A 2,036-nucleotide genomic window follows, 5' to 3' on the forward strand; every position below is an offset into this window, starting at 1 on the left:
GTCGCAGGCCGGGTATGTGGCGCCGCGCAGCGAAACGGAGCAGAAGTTGGCGGCGATCTGGGCGGAGGTGCTCAAGGTCGAACGTGTCGGCATCCACGACAACTTCTTCGAGTTGGGCGGCCACTCTCTGCTGGCCGTGCAACTGCTGTCGGCGATGCAGCAGGCCGGCTTGCGGACCGATGTGAAGACGGTGTACGCCGCCACCACGCTGGAGGACCTGGCGGCCAAAGTTGACATGGCGGCGGACGCCGGGGAGGGGCCTTTCGTCGCCCCGCCGAACCGCATTCCTGCTGCGTGCGCGCACATCACGCCGGACATGCTGCCGTTGATCGACTTGAGCCAGGACGAGATCGACCGGATCGTGGCCACCGTGCCCGGTGGCGCGGCCAACGTGCAGGACATCTATCCGCTGGCGCCCTTGCAGGAGGGGATGTACTTCTACCACCAGATGCACCGCCAGAAGGACCCGTATATCCTGCCATCGCTGTTCTCCGTCGATTCGCCGGCGCAGTTCGATGCTCTGGTGGACGCCTTGCGCCAAGTGCTTGCGCGGCATGACGTGCTGCGCACCGCCATCTTGTCGGAGAACCTGCCATTGCCGGTGCAGGTCGTCCACAAGCATGTGGACCTGCAGGTCGAGATGATAGAAGCAGATCCGGAGACGACCCCAGAAAACCAGCTCAAGGCAGGCTTCGACAAGCCGATGGATCTTTCCCGGGCGCCGCTGCTGCAGGTGAGCGCGGTGCGGGATCCGCATTCCTGGAAGGTGCATGTGCTGTTCAGGATTCACCACCTGATTGATGACGTCACCTCGTCGATCATCCTGGGTACGGAGATCCAGGCCCATCTTCGCGGCAAGACGGCACACCTGCCGGAAACGGTGCCTTACCGCGAATTTGTCGCCCATTCGCTGCACCAGGCCAGGCATAACGATGCCGAGCGCTTCTTTGGCGAGATGCTGGGCGATGTGACCGAAGCGACTGCACCCTTCAAGCTGCTCGACGTGCATGGCGACGGCACCGAGATCGCCGAATGCCGCAAGGCCGTGGATGCTACTCTGGCTGGCAGCATCCGACGAATCTCCCGCCAGCGCAAGACCAGTCCCGCGACGCTGTTCCACGCGGCCTGGGCGCTGGTGGTTGCAGCATGCAGCGGTCGCGATGATGTCGTCTTCGGCACGGTGTTCTCTGGCCGCCTGCAAGGCACCGCCGGAGCGCGCAGCATGCTGGGCATGTTCATCAACACGCTGCCAATGCGGATGAAGCTCGAAGGTCTTGGGGTGGCAGATATGCTGGCCCGGACGGAAACCGCGTTGCATGAACTGCTGCCATACGAGCAGGCGCCGCTGACGCTGGCACAGCGCTGCAGCGGGCTGGAAAACAGCGTTCCGCTATTTAGCGCGATCCTGAACTACCGGCACACCGCGCCGTCCGAGGAAGCGGCCGAAGCCGATGCCGACGAGCGCGATATTGCACTGATCGCCTTCAAGGAGCGCACCAACTATCCCATGACGATCTCGGTCGATGACCTCGGCGACGAGTTCCTGATCGATGCGCACGTCCATTGCAGCGTGGCGCCGGCACGGGTCATCGCCTATCTGGAGCAGGCGCTGACCGGTATCGTGCGGGCGCTGCAGTCGCAGCCGGACCAGGTTGTAGCCAGCATTTCGGTGCTGCCGCCGCAGGAACGCGAACAGTTGCTGTTGGAATGGAACAGTACCGCGCACGCGCAGGAGCATGAGCACGCGCAGACCTTGCATGGCCTGTTCGAGCAACAGGCGCTGCACTGCCCTGAAACGGAGGCTGTCAAGTTTGCAGGTCAGTCGCTGACTTACGGCGAGCTCAATGCGCGCGCCAACCGCCTGGCGCACTACCTGCGCGGGCAGGGTGTGGGCGCCGACAGCCTGGTGGGTATCTGCGTCGAGCGCAGCGTCGAGATGGTGGTGGGCTTGCTGGGCATCCTGAAGGCCGGTGGCGCCTATGTGCCGCTCGATCCAGGCTATCCGAAGGACAGGCTGGCCACCATGCTGGACGATG

General features: G+C 63.9%; 1 protein-coding gene. It reads left to right on the top strand.

What is annotated here, in order from left to right; all coding sequences use genetic code 11:
* On the top strand, positions 1-2,036 hold a 2,036-nt coding region (locus O0879_RS28515; protein WP_289920046.1), incomplete at both ends, for a condensation domain-containing protein.

Origin of the sequence: Janthinobacterium sp. SUN120 (genome assembly GCF_030397735.1) — a bacterium.
Classification (GTDB): Bacteria; Pseudomonadota; Gammaproteobacteria; order Burkholderiales; family Burkholderiaceae_D; genus Janthinobacterium; species Janthinobacterium kumbetense.